This is a genomic window from Bradyrhizobium mercantei (assembly GCF_001982635.1).
GTDB lineage: Bacteria > Pseudomonadota > Alphaproteobacteria > Rhizobiales > Xanthobacteraceae > Bradyrhizobium > Bradyrhizobium mercantei.
The window spans coordinates 302,542-322,892 of record NZ_MKFI01000001.1 but is presented as its reverse complement, the minus strand read 5'-3'; the positions used below and the strand labels follow the sequence as shown (position 1 = coordinate 322,892).

General features: G+C 65.5%; 21 protein-coding genes. 15 read left to right on the top strand and 6 right to left on the bottom strand.

Going from position 1 to position 20,351, the window contains the following annotated elements; translation table 11 throughout:
* Positions 1-5: 5 nt before the first annotated feature.
* The 3 genes from plsY to BI327_RS01545 all read right to left on the bottom strand — a co-directional run bounded on the left by plsY (position 6) and on the right by BI327_RS01545 (position 3,138).
* Entirely contained in the window at positions 6-602 is a 597-nt protein-coding gene (gene plsY, locus BI327_RS01555) for a glycerol-3-phosphate 1-O-acyltransferase PlsY (protein ID WP_076858013.1), read from the bottom strand.
* Between the two features lie 275 nt (positions 603-877).
* Positions 878-2,179 (bottom strand): dihydroorotase, encoded by a 1,302-nt coding sequence (locus BI327_RS01550; RefSeq protein WP_076858011.1) that lies wholly within the window; start codon positions 2,177-2,179, stop codon positions 878-880.
* Positions 2,180-2,184: 5 nt separating this feature from the next.
* Complete coding sequence (locus BI327_RS01545) at positions 2,185-3,138, bottom strand: aspartate carbamoyltransferase catalytic subunit (protein WP_026192854.1); 954 nt, start codon at positions 3,136-3,138, stop codon at positions 2,185-2,187.
* Between the two features lie 226 nt (positions 3,139-3,364).
* Here BI327_RS01545 and BI327_RS01540 point away from each other — a divergent pair, with 226 nt between their 5' ends.
* From BI327_RS01540 to BI327_RS01505, 8 genes are all read left to right on the top strand, one after another.
* A complete protein-coding gene (locus BI327_RS01540; RefSeq protein WP_076859109.1) occupies positions 3,365-4,081 on the top strand; it encodes a M15 family metallopeptidase in 717 nt (238 codons plus the stop codon).
* 130 nt (positions 4,082-4,211) lie between these two features.
* A complete protein-coding gene (locus BI327_RS01535; RefSeq protein ID WP_076858010.1) occupies positions 4,212-4,625 on the top strand; it encodes a hypothetical protein in 414 nt (137 codons plus the stop codon).
* A 35-nt stretch (positions 4,626-4,660) separates the two neighbouring features.
* Complete coding sequence (locus BI327_RS01530) at positions 4,661-5,113, top strand: hypothetical protein (RefSeq protein WP_076858008.1); 453 nt, start codon at positions 4,661-4,663, stop codon at positions 5,111-5,113.
* A 126-nt stretch (positions 5,114-5,239) separates the two neighbouring features.
* On the top strand, positions 5,240-6,883 hold the full coding sequence (locus BI327_RS01525; RefSeq protein WP_076858006.1) for an acyl-CoA dehydrogenase family protein: 1,644 nt from the start codon (positions 5,240-5,242) through the stop codon (positions 6,881-6,883).
* Between the two features lie 127 nt (positions 6,884-7,010).
* Positions 7,011-7,781, top strand: coding sequence for a CPBP family intramembrane glutamic endopeptidase (locus tag BI327_RS01520; RefSeq protein WP_076858005.1), 771 nt, complete (start codon positions 7,011-7,013; stop codon positions 7,779-7,781).
* A gap of 66 nt (positions 7,782-7,847) precedes the next feature.
* Positions 7,848-8,606, top strand: a complete 759-nt coding sequence (locus BI327_RS01515; protein ID WP_245334681.1) for a CPBP family intramembrane glutamic endopeptidase — start codon at positions 7,848-7,850, stop codon at positions 8,604-8,606.
* A gap of 168 nt (positions 8,607-8,774) precedes the next feature.
* Complete coding sequence (locus BI327_RS01510) at positions 8,775-9,986, top strand: ABC transporter substrate-binding protein (RefSeq protein ID WP_076858003.1); 1,212 nt, start codon at positions 8,775-8,777, stop codon at positions 9,984-9,986.
* A 232-nt stretch (positions 9,987-10,218) separates the two neighbouring features.
* Positions 10,219-11,421, top strand: coding sequence for a GNAT family N-acetyltransferase (locus BI327_RS01505; protein WP_245334680.1), 1,203 nt, complete (start codon positions 10,219-10,221; stop codon positions 11,419-11,421).
* A gap of 63 nt (positions 11,422-11,484) precedes the next feature.
* Here the strand turns inward: BI327_RS01505 and BI327_RS01500 are convergent, their stop codons facing one another.
* From BI327_RS01500 to BI327_RS01490, 3 genes are all read right to left on the bottom strand, one after another.
* Positions 11,485-12,411, bottom strand: a complete 927-nt coding sequence (locus BI327_RS01500; RefSeq protein ID WP_076858001.1) for an AEC family transporter — start codon at positions 12,409-12,411, stop codon at positions 11,485-11,487.
* Between the two features lie 2 nt (positions 12,412-12,413).
* Entirely contained in the window at positions 12,414-12,896 is a 483-nt protein-coding gene (gene ruvX, locus BI327_RS01495) for a Holliday junction resolvase RuvX (protein ID WP_076859106.1), read from the bottom strand.
* Between the two features lie 187 nt (positions 12,897-13,083).
* Positions 13,084-13,974 carry a LysR family transcriptional regulator gene (locus BI327_RS01490; RefSeq protein WP_076858000.1) on the bottom strand — a complete coding sequence of 297 codons (891 nt, stop codon included), beginning with the start codon at positions 13,972-13,974 and terminating at the stop codon, positions 13,084-13,086.
* A 113-nt stretch (positions 13,975-14,087) separates the two neighbouring features.
* On the opposite strand from BI327_RS01490, the gene BI327_RS01485 reads away from it, so the two are divergent.
* From BI327_RS01485 to BI327_RS01455, 7 genes are all read left to right on the top strand, one after another.
* Complete coding sequence (locus BI327_RS01485) at positions 14,088-15,104, top strand: NAD(P)H-dependent flavin oxidoreductase (RefSeq protein ID WP_076857998.1); 1,017 nt, start codon at positions 14,088-14,090, stop codon at positions 15,102-15,104.
* Positions 15,105-15,220: 116 nt separating this feature from the next.
* Positions 15,221-16,297: an NAD(P)H-dependent flavin oxidoreductase gene (locus BI327_RS01480; RefSeq protein WP_076857997.1), complete on the top strand. Its 1,077-nt coding sequence runs from the start codon at positions 15,221-15,223 to the stop codon at positions 16,295-16,297.
* A 93-nt stretch (positions 16,298-16,390) separates the two neighbouring features.
* Positions 16,391-16,678, top strand: a complete 288-nt coding sequence (gene gatC / locus BI327_RS01475; RefSeq protein ID WP_057020773.1) for an Asp-tRNA(Asn)/Glu-tRNA(Gln) amidotransferase subunit GatC — start codon at positions 16,391-16,393, stop codon at positions 16,676-16,678.
* A gap of 52 nt (positions 16,679-16,730) precedes the next feature.
* Entirely contained in the window at positions 16,731-16,961 is a 231-nt protein-coding gene (locus tag BI327_RS01470; RefSeq protein ID WP_076857995.1) for a hypothetical protein, read from the top strand.
* Positions 16,958-18,433 carry an Asp-tRNA(Asn)/Glu-tRNA(Gln) amidotransferase subunit GatA gene (gatA, locus tag BI327_RS01465; RefSeq protein WP_076857993.1) on the top strand — a complete coding sequence of 492 codons (1,476 nt, stop codon included), beginning with the start codon at positions 16,958-16,960 and terminating at the stop codon, positions 18,431-18,433. The genes BI327_RS01470 and gatA overlap by 4 nt, the downstream gene beginning before the upstream one ends.
* A 3-nt stretch (positions 18,434-18,436) precedes the next feature.
* Positions 18,437-18,727 (top strand): hypothetical protein, encoded by a 291-nt coding sequence (locus tag BI327_RS01460; RefSeq protein WP_076857992.1) that lies wholly within the window; start codon positions 18,437-18,439, stop codon positions 18,725-18,727.
* Positions 18,728-18,882: 155 nt separating this feature from the next.
* Positions 18,883-20,244 (top strand): patatin-like phospholipase family protein, encoded by a 1,362-nt coding sequence (locus tag BI327_RS01455; protein WP_076857990.1) that lies wholly within the window; start codon positions 18,883-18,885, stop codon positions 20,242-20,244.
* The last annotated feature ends 107 nt before the right edge of the window (positions 20,245-20,351 follow it).

Below are 20,351 nucleotides of genomic sequence, written 5' to 3'. Positions count from 1 at the left end.
TCTCGTCACTTCCTCTCGCCGATCTTGCCTTCGGTGCCGGCCTGCAGGCGCTGGATGTTCTCGCGGTGCTTGTAGAACAGCAGCAGCGTCAGTACGACGAACAGCGAGGCGAGCGCGTTGTGGCCGAACCACCACAGGAACAGCGGCGTCACGAACGCGGCGATCAGGGCCGAGAGCGAGGAGTAGCGCGTGGTGTAGGCGGTGCCGAGCCAGATCACGGCAAAGATCAGCGCCGCCGGCCAGAACAGGCCGAGCAGCACGCCGATATAGGTGGCGACGCCCTTGCCGCCGCGGAAATTGAGCCAGACCGGGAAGAGGTGGCCGAGGAATGCGCCGAGCGCCGCCAGCATCGCCGCGTTCGGGCCGTCGATGGTCCCGGCGATGATGACTGCGACCGTGCCCTTGAGCATGTCGCCGATCAGCGTCGCCGCGGCGAGGCCCTTGCGGCCGGTGCGCAGCACGTTGGTGGCGCCGATATTGCCCGAGCCGATGGTGCGCAGATCCTGCGTACCGGCGAGCCTGGTGAGGATCATCCCGAACGGGATCGAGCCCAGCAAATAGCCGATCAGGAATGCGACCAGCAGCATCGCATCAGCAGACATCGCAGTGGTCCCCTGGACGGTCGGTCCGACTCATGTCGGATAATCCCGTCAATGAAATATTAACCATAAATCCGCACCATCGCCTTGGAAATGAAGGAGCTTGTCATGGCTTCCGTTCGCAGGCGGCTGGAGCAGTTCTTCTTTGTCGTTTACGTCGCAGCCATCGTGGTCGGCACCACGATGGAAGCAATGTCGCAACTCGCGGCGCGCTGAGTTCCACTCTGATTGGGCATGATCTTTTCGGAAAACCGGTTTCCACTTTTCCGGATCATGCCCTAGACGTGCTCGTACACCGTCCGTCCGCCGACGATCGTCCGCGTCACGCGGCCCGAGAAGCGGGCGTCGTCGAACGGCGTGTTCTTGCATAGCGATTTGAGCTCGTCGCGGTCGAGCACCCAGGGCGTGTCGGCGTCGATCACGATCACGTCGGCCGGTGCGCCGGCGCGCAGCGTGCCACCGGGTAGCCCAAGCAGTTCCGCCGGCCGTGTCGACATCGCCCGGATCAGCGTCTTGAAGTCCATCTCGCCATTGTGGATCAGCCGCAGCGCCGCCGGCAGCATGGTCTGCAGGCCGACCGCACCGCTCGCCGCTTCCGCGAACGGCAGCCGCTTGACCTCGACGTCCTGCGGATTGTGATCGCTCATCACGACGTCGATCAGCCCGGAGGCGAGCGCGGCGACCAGCGCCTTGCGATCCTCCTCGGTGCGCAGCGGCGGCGCCAGCTTGAGGAAGGTGCGGTAGGGCCCGATGTCGTTCTCGTTCAGCGTCACGTGGTTGATCGAGACCGAGGCCGAGACGTTGTGGCCGGCATCGCGGGCACGCTTGAGGATTTCCAGCGATTCGGTCGAGGTCAGCGAGGCCGCGTGATAGCGCCCGCCGGTCAGGGCGGCGAGCCGCATGTCGCGCTCGAGCATGATCGACTCGGCGGCGGTGGGGATCCCGGCGAGGCCGAGCCGGGTCGCGAACTCGCCCTCGTTCATGACGCCTTCGCCGACCAGATGCGGGTCCTCGGTGTGATGCACGATCAGCGCGTCGAAGTCGCGGGCATAGGTCAGCGCGCGCCGCATCACCTGGGCATTGGTGACGCTGCGGTCGCCGTCGGTGAAGGCGACGGCGCCGGCGGCCTTCAACAGGCCGATCTCGGTCATCTCTTGGCCCTGCATGCCCTTGGTCAGCGCCGCCATCGGATGGATGTTGACGATCGCGGTGTCGCGGGCGCGGCGCAGCACGAAGTCCACCGTCGCCGAATTGTCGATCACCGGCGAGGTGTCGGGCTGGCAGATAATGGTGGTGATGCCGCCGGCGGCCGCGGCCTGGCTCGCGGAGGCAAAGGTCTCGCGGTGGCTGGCGCCGGGTTCGCCGACGAAGGCGCGCATGTCGATCAGGCCGGGGGCCACGATCTTGCCGGCGCAATTGACGATGTCGGTGCCTTCGGGGACGCCGGCGGCGCCGATGCCGCGCTTGGCGTCGCGGATCACGCCGTCGGCGATCAGGACGTCGCCCGGACCGTCGAAATCACGCGAGGGATCGATGACGCGGGCGTTGGCGAGCAGGATGGGGCGGCGATCGGTCAGCATTGGTCTCACGCGTTCGGCAGGTTGCGGGCGAGTGCTTCGAGCACCGCCATGCGTACCGCCACACCCATTTCAACTTGTTCACGGATCAGCGACTGCGCGCCGTCGGCGACGAAGGTGTCGATCTCGACGCCGCGATTCATCGGGCCCGGATGCATCACCAGCGCGTCCGGCTTGGCGTAGCCGAGCTTCTTCTGGTCGAGGCCGAAATAGTGGAAATACTCGCCCGACGACGGCACGAAGGAGCCGTTCATGCGCTCGCGCTGCAGCCGCAGCATCATGACGATGTCGGCGCCGTTGAGCCCCTCGCGCATGTCGCGCGCGACCTCGACGCCCATCCGCTCGATGCCGGGCGGCAGCAGCGTGGAGGGCGCCACGACGCGGACGCGGGCGCCCATGGTGTTGAGCAGGAAGATGTTGGAGCGCGCTACGCGCGAATGCAGCACGTCGCCGCAGATCGCGATCGTCAGCCCCTCGAGCCGGCCCTTGTTGCGGCGGATGGTCAGCGCATCGAGCAGCGCCTGCGTCGGGTGCTCGTGGCTGCCGTCGCCGGCATTGATCACGGAACCGTCGACCTTGCGCGCCAGCAGCTCGACCGCGCCGGAGGCGTGGTGGCGTACCACCAGGATATCGGGGTGCATCGCGTTCAGCGTCACCGCGGTGTCCATCAAGGTCTCGCCCTTGCGGGTCGACATCGATGACACCGACATGTTCATGACGTCGGCGCCCAGGCGTTTTCCGGCGATCTCGAACGAGGACTGGGTCCGGGTCGAGGCCTCGAAGAACAGGTTGACCTGGGTGCGGCCGCGCAAACTGGCGCGTTTCTTGTCGACCTGGCGGTTGAGCTCGACATACTCCTCGGAGAGGTCGAGCAGGCCCGTGATGTCGTCAGCGGAAAGGCCCTCGATGCCCAGCAGATGCCGGTGGCCGAGGACAAAAGTCGATTTCAATGATGGGGTCATTAAAGCGAGAGCTATAGGCGCGGATGGCCGGTGGGGCAAGCGCGAAGAGGGCCGGGGGGAGTTTTCCCCGAGTAAGATGCGGCCGGGCTCTGGGCGCCAGTACCGGGCAGCCGCGCCTTGCTTCTGCGGGCGTTTCCGGAACATGACTTGGACGGCCAGATCAGCCCTGCCATGACGTGGGAGCGAGGACGCCGTGAAAATTGTCGTGATCGTCGTCGCTGCCGTCATGAGCCTGGTCGCACCGGCCCTTGGCCAGAACCTCCCCGGCGACTTCGCGTTCCTCCGCGACATCGATCCGACCATCATCCAGGACATCCGCTACGCCGGCGCGAACAATTTCATGGGCCGGCCGATCGCGGGTTATGGCGCGGCGGAATGCGTGGTGAAGCGGGAGGTGGGGCTGCGGCTCAGGGCGGTGCAGCAGGAACTGGCCCGGCAAAAGCTGTCGCTGAAGATGTTCGATTGCTACCGGCCGGCCCGGGCGGTCGCAGACATGGTGGCCTGGTCGAAGAATGGCACCGAGACCGCCGCCGAGCGGCGCTACAATCCGGCCTTCTCGAAGGCAGACCTGTTCCGCCTCGGCTACATCGCCACGCATTCAGGGCATTCGACCGGTGCCGCGGTCGATCTCACGCTGGTCGATCTGACCGCCGACAATTCGCGCAGGTTCGACCCGGCGAAGGACTATGCCGACTGCACCGCGCCGGTCTCAGCCCGCGCCCCGGAAGGCAGCGTCGACATGGGCACTGGCTATGACTGCTCCGACGTGAAGGGCCATACCGCCTCCGGCGCCATCACGCCGGCGCAGAAGCGCTGGCGCACCACGCTGGTCGCGGCGATGGCCCGGCAGGGCTTCGTGAACTATTCCAAGGAATGGTGGCACTTCTCGCTGCCGGGAGCGGGCGGGACCGCCTACGACTTCCCGATTTCGCGGGCGCGCTAGCGGAGAATTTTCCTTCAAATTCGAGGCACCCCGGCAAGACAAAACTTGCCATCGCATAAGTGGCGATGGGTGCATTCAACACTCCTTAATTGCAGCCGGATGAAGTGCGGCGATTGCGGGAGCACGAAACATGCGTCTAGCAGCCATTGCGATTGTTGTTGTCGGCGCTGCCGGCATCGCGATCTACGATCAATACGACAAGGGCGCGAATTATCAGCGCGTCGATGCACGCATCAGCGGCGTCAGCGACCAATGCTATCTGGAAAAGGTCGAGCGCAACGTCATCACCAAGACGACGTGGACGTCCGACCTGACCCGCTGCGAAGTCGCCGAGCTGCTGCGGAAGGAGCATCCGAAGTGGCAGGGCTATGACCTGAAGCACAAGATCGAGGTGCGCGTGGTCTTTGTCTCGCCGGTCGATGGGGCCACGCACCAGTCGAGCTTGCAGATGTCTTATTTCCCGAACGGCAAGCCGCTGCGCGCCGGGGATATTTTTCCGGTGCTGGCCTCCAAAACCAAGGCGGACAAGACGCGTTCGATCTGACCGCCACGGCGGTTCAGCGGAATCGGAGTCCAACCATGCGTCTCGGCCTCTACGGGATGATCGCGATCGGCGTCGTCGGCTTCTACGCCTACAGCGAGTTCGACAAGCGGGTGAACTTCCGGCCGATCGACGCGCGCGTCAGCAGCGTCAAGGAGCAGTGCTATCTGGACAAGACCGAGGGCAATCGGAGTTCGAGCTCCGATCTGCTGCCTTGCGAGATCGCTGAGCTTCTGGCGCGCAACCATCCGAAGTGGCAGGGCTACGACATCAAGCACAAGATCGAAATCCGATTTGCCTATATCTCGCCGGTGGACGGGGCCGCGCACGAATCCAACCTGCAGATGGCGGAATATCCCGATGACCGGCCGCTACACGCCGGCGACATCTTTGCTGTGCAGGCGTCCCGGAGCAACGCCAACAAGACCAGGCCCAACGACTGGCTCGACAGGCGGCTCGGCCGCCATGCGCCGAGGCACGGAAGCATCTAGCGGAAGCCGCATTTTTCGCTGCCCGGCGCCGGTTCGCGGGCTTATGATCCCTCGATTCCACTTCGCCACCATTGGCCCGGCTGTCCGGGCCGCATGGGCGCAGCGAGACCAATTCCCGAGGAGAGCATGACGCAGGCTCCGTTCGCCACCCACGACGTGCTGAACCAGTCGCCGCCGCTCGAGAACGTCGATCTGTTCACGACGGACGCGGCGCTGGTCGCGGCGGTCGCCGCCAATGGCGGGGTGGGCGCAACGGCTGAACTGTCGGATTTCGGCAAGCACTGGGGCTCCGCCGCGATGGCGGAGCGCGGCCGCGCCGCCAACGAGAACACGCCGAAACTGCGACTGTTCGATGCCAGGGGCAATCGCCGCGACGAGGTCGAGTTTCACCCGGCCTATCATGAGTTGATGGCGCACTCCGCCCATGCGGGCGTGCACAATTCGACCTGGACCGCCGACGGCAGGCCGGCCGGCGACGCCGCCGAGGTGGTGCGTGCCGCGAAATTCTACATCGCCTCCCAGGTCGAGACCGGCCATCTCTGCCCGATCACGATGACGCGGGCTTCGGTCGCGGCGCTGGCCTCGCAGCCGGACATCCTGGCGAAGACGATGCCGGTCATCCGCACACGCGCCTATGACCCCGGCTTTGCGCCGTGGTGGACCAAGCGCGGCATGACGCTCGGCATGGGCATGACGGAGAAGCAGGGCGGCACCGATGTGCGCGCCAACATGACGCGCGCCGAGTGCGACGGCGGCGCCTGGCGCATCACCGGGCACAAATGGTTCATGTCGGCGCCGATGTGCGACGCGTTCCTGGTGCTGGCGCAAACGGAGCGCGGCCTGAGCTGTTTCTTCATGCCGCGTTTTGCGCCCGGCGGCACGGTCAATGCGATCCATTTCCAGCGCCTGAAGGACAAGCTCGGCAACCGCTCGAATGCCTCCTCCGAGGTCGAATTCCACGGCGCCCATGCCGAACTGATCGGCGAGGAGGGTAAGGGCATCCGCACCATCATCCAGATGGTGCAGCTGACGCGGCAGGATTGCGCGATCGCATCCGTAGGCCTGATGCGCTCGGGGCTCGCGCATGCGCTCAATCACGCGCGGCATCGCAGCGTGTTCCAGAAGCATCTCGCCGACCAGCCGCTGATGCAGGCGGTGCTCTCGGACATGGCGCTGCATGTCGAGGCGTCGGTCGCGCTGGTGATGCGGCTGTGCCGCGCCTTCGACCGCGCACCCGGCGATGCCGGAGAGGCCGCTTACATGCGGCTGCTGACGCCGGCGATCAAATACTGGACCTGCAAGAGCGCGCCCGGCTTCCTCTACGAGGCGATGGAGTGCCTCGGCGGCAATGGCTATGTCGAGGAAGGCATTCTGGCGCGTCACTACCGGGAATCGCCTGTCAACGCGATCTGGGAAGGCTCCGGCAACGTGATGTGTCTCGACGTGCTGCGGGCGCTCGGCCGCGAAGCCGATGCCGCGCTCGCCGTGCTGCGTGCGCTCGCCGACGCGACCAAGGGCCTGCCGGGCGCGGCCGAGGCTGTCGCATCGATCGGACGATCGTTCCGCCGGCCGGACAGCGAGCGCATCGCCCGGCTTGCGGTCGAGCAGCTGGCGCTGCTGGCGACCGCCGCCGCGCTCAACCAGGTCTCGCCCAAAAACGCCGAACTGTTCGCGGCGACACGACTTGCCGAACGCCACGCCGGCATGTACGGCGCGGTGGACCTCTCCGATGCCGATCAGCGCGCGCTGCTGGCGCGGGCGCTGCCATGACCACATTCACCACCGTCATGCCCGGCCTTGTGCCGGGCATCCACGTCCTTGCTTCGATGAAGCAAGAAAGACGTGGATGGCCGGGACAAGCCCGGCCATGACGAACCGATAATGCCGAGGACTGCTGATGGACGCTCTCAATCCCGATACGCCGCCTGCCGCTCTCGAGGCTCCGCCACGCCCGCCGCGGGTCTGGAAGTTCTGGGGCACCGCGCTGTGGGGCCTTGTGATCTTCGCCGCGATGTTTCTCGGCCAGCTCGCGGTCATCATCTACCGCATCATCGCGCAGGGCGGGGAGCTGTCGGCGGCCGGGATCACCCATGTGGTCGCCGACGGTCTGACGATCTCACTCTCGGTCCTCGCCGGCCTGCCGATGGTGCTGCTGGTGCTGTGGTTCGCGATCCGCCGCACCCGGATCTCGTTCGCCGATTATCTCGGACTGCACGGGACGTCGTGGAAGAACGTGATCATCGGCGTGGTCGCACTCATCGTGCTGGTCGGCGCCTGGGATATGGTGTCCCGCGCCGCCGGCCGCGAGGTGACGCCGGGCTTCATGGGCGACGTGCTGAAATCGGCACAGGAGCACAGCGCGCTGTGGCTCCTGGTGATCGCCTTCGCCGTCGCCGCACCGCTCTGGGAAGAGCTGTTCGCGCGCGGCTGGCTCTATCGCGGCTGGTCGGAATCAAGGCTCGGCCCCTATGGCGCGATCGTGCTGTCGTCGCTCGTGTGGACCGTGATGCACCTGCAATATGACTGGTTCTTCCTCTGCCAGGTGCTGACGATCGGATTCCTGTTCGGCTATTTGCGCTTCCGCACCGGTTCGACCTGGCTGACCATCCTGCTGCACGGGCTGAACAATTTCGCGGCGACGATCCAGACCTGGTGGCTGGCGGGCTGACCGGCCGATATGTTAGGTTGAGCTCAGGCCCACCTTCGCTGCAAAATTGTTGCAGAAAAATCCAGCATGTCGAACTTCGAGAATACCGGCGCGCGGATCCCTACATCGCCGCCGCCGCCGCGGACCTGGGACTTCGCGGGGACCGCATTCGTCGTCCTGATCGCCTACGCCATTTATTTGATGGCGGGAGGTTTTGCCGTGGCGTTCATCGTCGCGCTGCAAGACGGCGTAGCCACGATGTCACCGGCTCAATTTCAGGATTTCGCAGCCCAGGGGCGATGGCAAGGTCCAGCCATCATCATCGCGAGCCCGTTGGCGATCGCCGTGCTTTGGATCGCGATCCGAACGGCGGGCCGAGGGTTCGCCGAATATCTTGCACTCAACTGGCCGAGCAGAAATGAGGTGGTTCACGCCCTGGTGGTCACGGCCATTATAATGGTTGCCGAGAGCTTGAGCGGATTTCTCGTCGGTTCGGAGGACGGTACACCCGGTTCATTCCTGATTGTTAAAGGACCCAGCGGGTTATTGACGCTCCTTGTTGCTGTCTGCATTGCCGTGCCAATCATGGAGGAATTCGTTGTCCGCGGTTTCATGTTTCGCGGCTGGTCGCAGTCGTTCCTCGGTCCGACTGGCGCCATCGTCCTGACGTCAATCGTGTGGGCGATGATGCATACTCAGTACGATTGGTTTTGGCGTTTCTGGATTTTCGTCTCAGGTCTTGCTCTTGGCCATTTTCGCTGGCGCAGCAATTCGACTTGGCTGACAGTGATTGTTCATTCCGCCATGAACATGGTTTGTTTTCTTGTGAGGGGCCCCTACACGTAGGCTTCGCCGGCAACCAGCGATCAAGGCGAGCAGGGGAGCGTCGCCGCCATCGGGAACCTGACGGAGGCTGCCGCCGATCCCGCAAAAGTGCTATGATCTAGATCAATGAACGAGCGCGGGCCGGATCGAAACTAGGCAGCGGCGGCTGCCGTCGTGCGAGCTCTTCCCATGGCTACGTTGTTGCGAACTCTTCTGGCCAGCGTCGTCGCGCTGGCGTCGCTCGGTGCCATCACGCAGCAGGTGCGCGATGGAGGCGTGACCGATACCGAAATCCGGATCGGCAATCTGATGCCGTATAGCGGCGCGCTGGAGATTTTCGGCCAGATCGGCAAGGCGGAAGCCGCCTATTTCGAGATGATCAACGAGCGCGGCGGACTCAACGGCCGCAAGATCCGCTTCATGTCCTACGACGATCTGTCGGATGCGTCCAACGCCATGGACCTGACGCGCATTCTTGTCGAGACCGACAATGTGCTTCTGATGTTCGGATCGTTCGGTACGCCGGGGAATCTGGCCGTGCGGAAGTACCTCAACGAACGGCAAGTCCCGCAACTCTTCGTCGCCTCCGGCGATCAGGACCTCGGTGACCCGTCGGTCTATCCGTGGACCATGGGCTGGCAGCCCTCATACCGCGAGGAGGGGCGCATCTACGCCAATTACATCCAGGCGTTCTATCCCGGGAAGAAGATCGTGGCGCTCTGGGAGAATGACCAGTTCGGGCGCGAATTGTTCAAGGGACTGGTGCAAGGGCTGGGTGACGTCGCCCACAACATCAGGGTCGACATCGCCTACGATGTCGACGATCAGCATCTGGACGGCCACATATCGATCCTGAAGCAGTCGGGCGCCGAGGTCTTCGTGTTTGCCGGCGTGCCGGAAAATGCCGCCAAGGTGATCCGGGCTGCGGCTGAACACGGCTGGCGGCCGGTGTTCGTCCTGAACCAGATGGCGTCGTCGATCGAGACCGTGCTCAAGCCGGCCGGCACCGAGAATGCGACCGGCGTCATCACCGCCGCCTTCCTGAAGGATGCGAGCGATCCGGCCTGGAGAGAAGAGCAGGGCGCCTGGCACAGCTTCCTGGACAAATATACCAAGGCCGGCGGCAAGGACGACGCTGCCGCAGTCTACGGCTATGCCGCTGCCGAAACGATGGTGCAGGTGCTCAAGCAGTGCGGCAACGATCTGTCGCGCGAAAACGTCATGAAGCAGGCCGCGGCGCTGAGGGACTATCAGGCGTCCGCCTTGCTTCCGGGCATCAAGATCAACACCGGTCGCTTCCGGCCGGTCGAGCAATTGCGGTTGCTTCAGTTTGACGGCCGCAGCTGGCAGCCGATCGGCGATGTGCTCGATACGGCGTTCACCGGCTCGAGCGGGAAATAGCGACGATCAGTGCAAAGCGATGCGCAATGGTGCGGGCACGGCCTCAGCGAGCCCGCCCGCACAAGCGCAAGTCTCGCCGTAAGGCTGCGGCGATCACAAACGGCATCGCGGCCGCTCTGTCCGGTTTTTCGCTGAAAAAGATGGCTTGTTGCGCGGACGGCACAGAAATCTCCGGCAAATTCAGTTACATTCAGACCATATTTGAAAAATTTGGCATCATCCGGAGCAGTGCGTGGCGTCGGACGCGGTCAGCCTGGTGGGTACAACAAGTGTAGCCGATGCGACCGCTGCACCCGCGCGGTTTTACGTGAAGATACTGACGCGCGGTGAGATCGCTGATAGCCCTGTCTGGGCTGCCACCTTCGCCGAGCTGCGCAAGGATCACCGCTACTACGAGATTGTGGAGGATACGCTCCGCGACGGCGTCGAGTACCGGTACTTCGCGATCGTCGACCGGGCAGACTGCATCCAGGCGGTACAGCCGTTCTTTCTTCTCGAGCAGGACATTCTCGAAGGACTTGGCGCGCAATGGCAGCCGTTGCTGGCGCGCATCCGGCGCGTCGTCCCCGGGTTTCTAAAAATGCGCACCCTGATGGTCGGGTGCTTCGCCGGAGAAGGGCATCTCGCCGGATCAGACGCGGTGCCACCTGCCGAGATCGCTGAGATTCTTTGCCGCGAGATCGTCAATCTCGCAAGGTCGTGCCGGGCGCAGCTTATCGTCCTGAAGGAATTCCCTGCGCGCTACCGGCCGCTGCTGGATTGTTTCATCCGGCGCGGTTTCGCCCGTGCGCCGAGCATGCCGATGACGGCGCTCAATATCGCGCACGACGATTTCGACACCTACATGCAAAAGGTTCTGCCGCGATCGGCGCGCTGGCAACTGCGCAAGAAGCTCAAGGCAACCGACGGCGAAACCATCATCCTCACCGTCACCGAGGACGCACGCGATGCCGTCGACGAGATCCATCCGCTCTATCTGCAGGTCTTCGACCGTTCGAAACTGCATTTCGAGAAGCTGACGGCCGACTATCTCCGCCGGCTCGGCAGCGACATGAAGGACAAAGTCCGCTTCTTCATCTGGCGCCGGGGTGGGCAGGCGGTCGCCTTCAGCCTGTGCATGGTCGAAGGCGACAGTCTGTTCTGGGAGTATGTCGGGCTGGACTATGGCGTCGCCCTCGACCTGCATCTCTACTACTACACCATTCGCGACATGATGAACTGGGCGATGGCCAACGGCTACAAGTGGCTTCGCAGCACGGGTCTCAGCTACGAACCGAAATTCCGGATGCGGCACGATCTCGATCCGCTCGACCTCTATGTCCGCCTTCGCTCGCCGCTTCCGAATGCGATCTTCAAGCTGCTGCTGCCCTGGATCGTGCCGGCTCGTTATGACAAGACCCTGCGAAGGTTCGCGAACTACCGCGAGCTTTGGTAGCGGCTCCCAGGCGGGCCGCCCCACGCCGTCCCGGCTCGAGCCAAGCCTGCCCGGGTCTGCCCTCTAAAGCCCGACTGCCGCAATCACGATCGGCATCGTGATCGCGGCGAGGATCGTCTGCAGCGTGATGATCTGGGCGAGGAGGGGGGCGTCACCGCCCATCTGGCGCGCCAGCACATAGGCCGACGGCGAGGTCGGCACCGCGGCGCAGGCGGCGACGATGGCGAGATTGGAGCCGGTGACGCCGAACCACACCGCGAGCGCGACCGTGAGCACGGGCATCAGGACCAGTTTCAGGACCAGCGCGACGCTGGCGGCGAGGCTCGGGCGAAACATGCCTTCCAGATGCAGTCCGGCGCCGGTCACGAGCAGGCCGATCGCCAGCGACGAGCCGCCGAGCGCGTCGGCGACATCGTACCAGATCTGCGGCAGCGGGATGTGCGCGACATTGATGACGAGCCCGATCACGCAGGCCCAGATCAGCGGGTTCTTGACGATCGTCATCACGATCGCGCCCGCGGAGCGCTTCTCGGACGAGGCGTATTTCGCCAGCACGGCGACGCTGAAGACATTGACCAGCGGGATGATCGCGACCATCGCGACGGACGCGAGCGCGAGGCCTGTGCTGCCAAAGAGATTGCGCGACACCGACAGCGCGACATAGGTCTGCCAGCGGGTCGCGCCCTGGAAGATCGAGGTGAAGGCCGGGCCGTCGATCCCGGCGCGGGCAAGCGGAGCTCTGAGCGCGAGGCAGAGCAGCGACATCGCGAGCGCCGCGAGCAGCAGCGCGCCGCCGACGCCGGCAACCGGCACCCTGGTCAGGTCGGCCTTCACCAGCGTCTGTACCAGCAGCACCGGGAACAGCACGTAATAGGTCAGCTGCTCCAGCCCGTGCCATTGGGTGTCGAGCCGCATCAGCGTGCGCTTCAGGACGAAGCCGAGCACGATCAGCAGGAACACCGGCAACAGGGCCGCGATCACCACGGCCATCGTCAGCGGTCCCCGCGCAGTTTCGCGAGCCGGTCGAGCGCGCCCTGCAGGATGAAGATCGCGGCGTGCTCGTCGATCACCTCGGCGCGGCGGGCGCGGCTGACGTCCATCCCGATCAGCTCGCGCTCGACGGCGGCGGTCGACAGCCGCTCGTCCCACAGCCCGATCGCAAGCGTCGTGAGGCCAGCGAGGTTGCGGGCGAAGGCCCGGGTCGATTGCGCGCGCGGGCCTTCGCTGCCGTCCATGTTGATCGGCAGGCCCAGCACGAAGCCCACGGCATTGCGCTCGGCCGCGATCGCGAGCAGCCGCGCCGCATCGGCCTTGAACTGCTTGCGCTGGATGGTCTCGACGCCGGTCGCGAGCCGCCGGTCCGGATCGGAGACGGCAACGCCGATGGTCTTGGTGCCGAGGTCGAGGCCGACCAGCGCGCCGCGTTCGGGCCAGTGCGGCGCGGCTTCGATCAAGGGAAGGATGGGGGCGGGCATGGTCTTGCGCTTAGCACGCGCCCGCGCGCCGAGGCAAAGCCCTTGCTTCACCTCTCCCCGACGGGGAGAGGTCGAATTGCGAAGCAATTCGGGTGAGGGGGGCTGTGCTTCATAGAGGGGACGTAACCCCTCACCCGGCGCTGCGCGCCGACCTCTCCCGATGGGAGAGGTGCATACGCGCACCACGTCAAGCGGCGATCACCCGATCGTCGCCGCCAAGGCAGGCCGCGAGTCCTTGCAGCGGGCTGTATTGATGCGCGGTGCGGCGCTGGATGAACAGCGTCTCGACCAGCGCGTGCTGCGGGTTGAGCTTGTGGAAGATGACGTCGCGCTGCACGTGGTCGCGTTCGACCACCGCGCGCGGCAGCAGCGTCACGCCCATGTCGGCGGCGACGCAGCCCACCATGCCGTCGAGCGTGCCGAACTCGAAACGCACGGCGGACGGCCAGCCGAACTCGGTGAACACCTGTTCGAGCCGTTGCCGGTAGGTGCAGCCGGTGCGGAACACCAGCGCGGTCGGGCCCGACTCCGGGGTGCCGGCGCGCAACGCGGCGAGCGACTTCCAGCGCTGCGCGGTGACGAGCACCAGTTCCTCGGTAAAGGCGGGCGTTGCCATCAGGTCGGCGTGCTCGATCGGGCCGGCGACAAAGGCGCCATCGAGCGAGCCGTCGAGCACGGCGGCGACGAGGTCGGCGGTCGGCGCGGTGCGCAGCGTCAGGCGCACCGCCGGATAGCGGCGATGAAACTCGGCAAGCAGCGCCGGCAACCGCACCGCAGCCGTCGTCTCCATCGAGCCGATCGACAGCGGTCCCTTCGGCTCGCCATCGTCGCGTGCGGCAAGCACCGCTTCGCGCGACAGCGCGGCCATGCGCTGCGCATACGGCAACAGGCGGCGCCCGGCGCCGGTCAGCGACATGCCGCGGCTGTGACGTTCAAAGAGCGCGGTGCCGATCTCGGCTTCCAGCGCCTTGATGCGTTGGGTGACGTTGGACTGCACGGTGTTCAGCTCGTCGGCGGCACGGGTGATGCCGCCAAGCCGGGCGACGGAGGAAAAGGTGAGCAGGTCGGTCAATTCCATTTGGGACCACCGTTTCAATTTAGAGATGGCATCGTTCTCTAGTATTCATTATCCGAGAATGATAGGCCCGGTTAGGCTGGAAGTCCAGAACAGCAAGGTCAGGGAGCGAGCGCATGCCGATCAGCACCGAATTGACGGCGCGTCTGGGCATCGAAAATCCGATCCTCGCGGCGCCGATGGCGATGATCACGGGCAGCCGGCTGGTCAAGGCGGTGAGCGACGCCGGCGGCTTCGGCATTCTGGGCGGCGGCTACGGCGACAAGGCGTGGCTCGAGGCGGAGACGGCGCAGCTCAAGAGATCTCGCCGTCCGTTCGGCATCGGCTTCATCACCTGGAGTCTCGCCAGGCAACCCGAACTGATCGATATCGCACTGGCGGCGCGGCCACGCGCGGTGATGCTGTCATTCGGCGATCCCGCGCCGTTCGCACCCAAGATCAAGGCGGCCGGCGCGCTGCTGATCTGCCAGGTGCAGAATGAGGAGCTCGCGCAGCAGGCGCTCGATTGCGGTGCCGACATCCTGATTGCGCAGGGCACCGAGGCGGGCGGTCACGGCGCCTCGCGCACCACACTCGACATCGTGCCTGCGATCATCGATTTCGCCGCAGGGCGCGTGCCTGTGGTCGCGGCCGGCGGCATCGCGGATGGCCGCGGCCTGGCTGCGATGATGATGCTCGGCGCTTCCGGCGTGCTGATGGGGACGCGTTTCTATGCCAGCATCGAGGCCGACGCGCCCGAGCGGGCAAAGCAGCTGATCCGCGCCGCGAAGAGCGGCGAGACGGTGCGCGGCGTGGTGATGGACTGGTCGCGCAAATTGATGTGGCCGGCGCCGTTCACCGCGCGTTCGCTTGCCAACGATCATCTGCGGCGCTGGTCTGGCCGCGAGATCGAGCTGATGCAGCGCGCGGACGAGATCGCGGTGGAATATGCCGCGGCGAGGGAGGCGGGCAATTTCGATATCGCCGCGGTTTTCGCAGGCGAATCCGTCGGCCTGATCCATGATATCGTTCCCGCGGCCGAGATCGTCGGCCGCATCGTCACCGAGGCCGAGCAGTCGCTGCAGGGCCGGCGCAACTTTTTTCCTTCTCCCCTTGTGGGAGAAGGTGGCGCGGACAAAGTCCGCGCCGGATGAGGGGTCTGTCCCGGCGGAGGAGAAACCCCTCACCCGACTTCGATGCTTCCGCATCGAAGTCACCCTCTCCCACAAGGGGAGAGGGTAATTCCGAGCAAGCAGGAAAGAGGCACGCCATGTGGCCGGACCGTCGATTGATCGATCGTTTCAAGACCGAATTCCCGATCGTGCTGGCGCCGATGGCCGGCGTGATGGACGCAGAGCTCGTGATCGCGGTGGCGCAAGGCGGTGGGCTCGGCTCGCTGCCTTGTGCGATGCTGTCGGCCGAGAAGGCGCGCGAGCAGGTCAACATCATCCGCCAGCGCGTCTCCGCGCCGGTCAACCTCAACTTCTTCTGCCACAGGGCGGTCGACGCCGATCCGGCGCGCGAGGCGATCTGGCGGCAGCGGCTGGCGCCTTACTATCGCGAGCACGGCCTCGATCCGAACGCGCCGATCAACGCCGCGAACCGCGCGCCGTTCGATGCGGCTTTCTGCGCGGTAGTCGAGGAGTTGAAGCCCGAAATCGTCAGTTTCCACTTCGGACTGCCTGAGCCGAAACTGCTGCAGCGGGTGAAGGCGGCGGGTGCCACCGTGATGTCGTCGGCGACCACGGTGAAGGAGGCGATCTGGCTGGAAGAAAACGGCGCCGACGTCATCATCGCGCAAGGCGCCGACGCCGGCGGCCATCGCGCCATGTTCCTGACCGAGAATATCTCGCAGCAGCCCGGCACGTTCTCGCTGCTGCCGCAGGTGGTGGACGCGGTGAAGGTGCCGGTGGTCGCCGCCGGCGGCATTGCCGACGGGCGCGGGATCGCGGCGGCCTTCGCGCTCGGCGCCTCGGCCGTGCAGATCGGCACGGCGTTCCTGCGCTGTCCGGAATCCAAGGTGACCGCGCAGGGCCGCGTCGCGCTGGCCCAGGCGAGCGACGAATCCACGGTGATCACCAATGTCATGACCGGGCGCCCGGCGCGCGGAGTCGCCAACCGCGTGATGCGCGAGGTCGGCCCGATCTCGCCCGATGCTCCCGCATTCCCGCATGCCGCGACCGCGCTCGGGCCGCTGAAGGCGGCTGCCGAAAAACAGGGCAAGGTCGATTTCACCAATCTTTGGGCCGGGCAGGCGGTGCGGATGGGCAAGGAAATGCCGGCCGCCGAGCTGACCCGGGCGCTGGCCGGGGCCGCGCTGGCGCGGATGGGGCAGCTCGGGGGCTGATTTCGCCCCGTTTGCAGCGCGGTTGCGGCGCAAAACCGGCCTCTGCTATACGGCAGGCTGACCTTTCAGCCTGACCACCCGAGGCCCTATATAATGTCCGTAGACGCCACGACCGTCCGCCGCATCGCGCATCTGGCGCGGATTGCGGTCAGTGACGCCGAAGTTCCCCATCTCCAGGGCGAGCTGAACGCGATGCTGGCCTTTGTCGAGCAGCTGTCGGAAGTGAATATCGACGGCGTCGAGCCGATGACCTCGGTGACGCCGATGGAGATGAAGAAGCGCGCCGACGTGGTCAATGACGGCGAGATCGCCGATGTCATCGTCCGCAATGCGCCCGACACCGTGAACGACTTCTTCCTGGTGCCGAAGGTGGTCGAGTAACGGATACCGGTTCGCGTGAAGAAAACGCGTCAAACAAAAGCGACAAAGTCCAATGTGTCTGCTCTGCGACGATGAGAAGGCCTACAAGGCCTATATGGACTTCCTCGATGCGGTCGAACGCAAGGGGAAGGTCGCCGATCCCAATGCGGCGATGGACGCCGTGCTCGATCATCTCGAGGCGCTCGATGCCGAGCGCGCCAGAGAAAACGTCAAAGCCCGGCAGGATGACCCCGCCAACGACAAGACCCTGTCTCCGTTCTTCTGCAGCCCGATCAATAAATGACCGATTTGACATCGCTGACGATCGCCGAGGCCCGCGAGGGCCTGGCGAGCAAGTCTTTCACCGCCCGCGAACTGACCGATGCGCATCTCGCCGCCATCGAAGCCGCGCGCGTGCTCAATGCCTATGTGCTCGAGACGCCCGACCGGGCGCGCGAGATGGCCAAGGCTGCCGACGAGAAAATTGCAAAGGGTGAGGGTGGCCCGCTCGCCGGCATTCCGCTCGGCATCAAGGACCTGTTCGCGACGCGCGACATCAGGACCACTGCGTGCTCGAAAATCCTCGGCAATTTCATTCCGCCCTATGAATCGACGGTGACCTCGCAGCTCTGGCGCGACGGCGCGGTGCTGCTCGGCAAGCTCAACAATGACGAGTTCGCGATGGGCTCGTCGAACGAGACCTCGTGCTTCGGTCCGGTCACCAACCCGTGGCGGCGCGAGGGCAGCAACACCACGCTGGTGCCGGGCGGCTCGTCGGGCGGCTCGGCCTCCGCGGTGGCGGCGTCTCTCTGCATGGGCGCGACCGCGACCGATACCGGCGGCTCGATCCGTCAGCCTGCCGCGTTCACCGCGACCGTCGGCATCAAGCCGACCTATGGCCGCTGCTCGCGCTGGGGCATCGTCGCGTTTGCATCCTCGCTCGACCAGGCCGGCCCGATCGCGCGCACGACCCGCGACGCCGCGATCCTGATGCGCTCGATGGCGGGTCACGATCCCAAGGACACCACCTCGGTCGACATCGCGGTGCCGGACTATGAGGCCGCGATCGGCAAGTCCGTGAAGGGCATGAAGATCGGCATCCCCAAGGAGTATCGGCTCGACGGCATGCCGGCCGAGATCGAAAAGCTCTGGAGCCAGGGCACGGAATGGCTGAAGGCCGCCGGCGCCGAGATGGTCCCCGTGTCGCTGCCGCACACCAAATACGCACTGCCGGCCTATTACATCGTGGCGCCGGCGGAAGCTTCGTCAAACCTCGCGCGCTACGACGGTGTGCGCTTCGGGCTGCGCGAGCCGGGCAAGAACATCGTCGAGATGTTCGAGAACACCCGCGCCGACGGCTTCGGCGACGAGGTGCGCCGCCGCGTGCTGATCGGCACCTACGTGCTCTCGGCCGGCTACTACGATGCCTATTATCTGCGTGCGCAAAAGGTGCGGACGCTGATCAAGAAGGATTTCGAGGACTGCTTCGCCAAGGGCGTCAATGCGATCCTGACGCCGGCGACGCCGTCGGCGGCGTTCGGCATCGGCGAGAAGGGCGGCGCCGATCCGGTCGAGATGTATCTCAACGACATCTTCACGGTGACCGTGAACATGGCGGGCCTGCCGGGCATCGCCGTGCCATCAGGCAAGGACACGCAGGGCCTGCCGCTCGGCCTGCAACTGATCGGGCGACCGTTCGACGAGGAGACACTGTTCTCGCTCGGCGAAGTGATCGAGCAGGCGGCCGGCCGCTTCACGGCGCCTAAATGGTGGTGAGCGATGGCGGATTTCCGCGGCAGTCTCGCTGACTCCGCGCCTGATGGTGCGTTGTCGCCGCCGCTCGCCGCATTGTGGTGGGCGAGGAAGGGCGACTGGGACCAGGCGCACCGCATCGTGCAGGACGAGAGCGACGTCAATTCGGCCTGGGTGCATGCCTATCTGCATCGCGTCGAGGGCGATCTCGGCAATGCCGGCTACTGGTATCGGCAGGCCGGCCAGCCGGTCGCAAAGGACACGCTCGAGGCCGAGTGGGAGCGGATCGTCACCACGCTGCTGACACAGCGCGGCTAAAGGACACCGGTGCGGTGGCACCGCGAGCATTAACCGTGTTTCGGCCGCCATGCCGCCGCCCAGATTGGCCGTGATAGGCTTACGGAACCGGGCGGGGGCCAGCGGCAAAGAGAGTATTCGTGCGTGGGTCGGGCATAGGGGGATGGCTGTCGGCGTTGCTTGTGGCCGTGGCGGCGGCGGGCCTCGCCGGCTGTGCGTCCGTCTACAATCTGCCCGGCAATGTGCCGCTCGGTGCCGCGCTCGCCGACAACAGCAGCGCCCACGAAATTCCCCCTTACGAAGATGATCTGCTGCTCGCGCTGTCGTTCTCCGGCGGCGGAACGCGCGCCGCGGCGTTTTCGTTCGGCGTGCTGGAGGAGCTTGACCGGGTGCGTTCAAGTGCTGCGGGCACCAAGACGCTGCTCGACCGCGTCGACTTCGTCTCCGGCGTCTCCGGCGGATCGATCACCGCGGCCTACTTCGGATTGAAGCGCCGCGCGGCGCTCGCCGATTTCCGCGAACGCTTCCTGCTGCGCAATGCCGAGGAGGGCCTGAAGACCAAGATATCGCTCGGCAATATCGGGCGCGCGCTAGGCGGCGGCGTCAACGACAGCCAGTTCACCGACTGGCTCGATCAGAATCTGTTCGACGGCGCGCGGTTCGAAGCCTTGCCCGACGACCGCCGGCCGCGGGTGTGGATCAACGCGTCGGACATCTACAACCGCACGCCGTTCGTGTTCGGCAAGACGTCGTTCGACGCGCTGTGCAGCGACATTCGCTCCTATCGGGTCGCCGAAGCCGTGGCGGCATCCGCCGCGGTGCCGCTGGCATTCGCCCCGATCGTGCTGCAAACTTATCCCGGCGGATGCGCCGCGCCGCTGCCGCCCTGGTACGATCGGGTGCGTAACGATCCGAATGCGCAACCGTTGCTGCGATCCTATGCCGAGGCCCAGGCGCGCTACCGCGACGGCTCGATGCGCTACGTCAAACTGCTCGATGGCGGGCTGGTCGACAATTACGGCTTGTCGGGGCTGAGCATCGGCTTGCTCGCCGCGCAGCGTCCTTACGAGCCGCTCGACGAACGGCAGGCGGCCAAGCTGAAGCGCATCCTGTTCCTGGTGGTCGACGCCGGCCGCGGCATCTCCGGCGACTTCGTCCAGACGCTCGAAGGACCGAACGGCGTCGAGCTGGTGTCGGCGGCCGCTGACACCGCGATCGATGCCAGCGTGCGCTCGAGCTACGCGGCCTTCACCGCGCTCGCCAATGACTGGTCGGGCAAGCTGAAGCGCTGGCGCTGCGGCCTGTCGGCGGCGGATCGCGCCCGGCTCGGCGTCGGCGCCGGGTGGAAATGCGGCGATGTCGCGATCTATGTCGAGCGGCTCGGCTTCGACCGGCTCGGACCGGAGCGTGCCGGCATCCTGAACGCCATCCCGACGCGGCTGTCGCTGCCGCCGGAGCAGGTCGACCAGCTGATCACGGGCGGCGCGGACGCGCTGCGCTCAAGCAAGGCCTATCAGCAGTTCCGGCGCGGGCTCTGATCGGGGCTTAAGCGCCGGCGCGGGCTGCGAAGGGACACCAAGGCGGCTTGACTGGCGCGATTGGTTGCGCGAAGCCCAATCCATCCCAGATATCACTTTATCCGGAA